The sequence below is a fragment of the Mesorhizobium sp. BHbdii genome, from assembly GCF_053848045.1.
The window spans coordinates 1-568 of the sequence record NZ_JBSPKX010000097.1 but is presented as its reverse complement, the minus strand read 5'-3'; the positions used below and the strand labels follow the sequence as shown (position 1 = coordinate 568).

The 568-nt window shown below is 68.7% G+C and carries 1 pseudogene; it reads right to left on the bottom strand.

Annotation, left to right across the window (positions count from 1 at the left end):
* Window positions 1-568: pseudogene (locus tag ACWTU8_RS32035) on the bottom strand (LacI family DNA-binding transcriptional regulator); the annotation flags it as partial.

Below are 568 nucleotides of genomic sequence, written 5' to 3'. Positions count from 1 at the left end.
CGACATCGGTTTCGGCAAGCACGACATCGACGCGCACATCCGGCGCCAGCTGCAGCGCGGCGGTGCGAAACCCGTCGAGACGGGCGCGCACCGTCGCCGCCTGCTCGCCAAGGCCGACGACAAGGATGTGGCGATGGCCCTTGCCGATCAGTTCGCGCGCCACTTCGGCGCTGGCCGCCGCACTGTCGGCCGACACCGTGTCGAAAGCATCGTCGGACAGCACGCGGTCGATCAGCACGCCGGTCATGCCGTTGGCCTTCATGAAGGCGGCCGCCGGGCCATGCTCATTGCGCACCGGCGCCAGCACCACGCCGGCGACCCGCCAGTCATGCATGCGGGCGAGGATCTCCGTTTCGCGCGCCTCGGATTCGCGGCTCGACGCCGCCACCAGCGTGTAGCCGCGCTGTTCGGCGAGGCTCTCGAGCTGGGTGACCATCTGGCCGAAGAACTCGCTTTCGAATTCCGGCATGATGGCGCCGATGATGCGGCGTTTGGCTCGGCGCATGTCGGAGGCCAGCGGATCGACGCGGTAACCGAGCTGTTCGATCGCGTCGGCAACGCGTTGCGC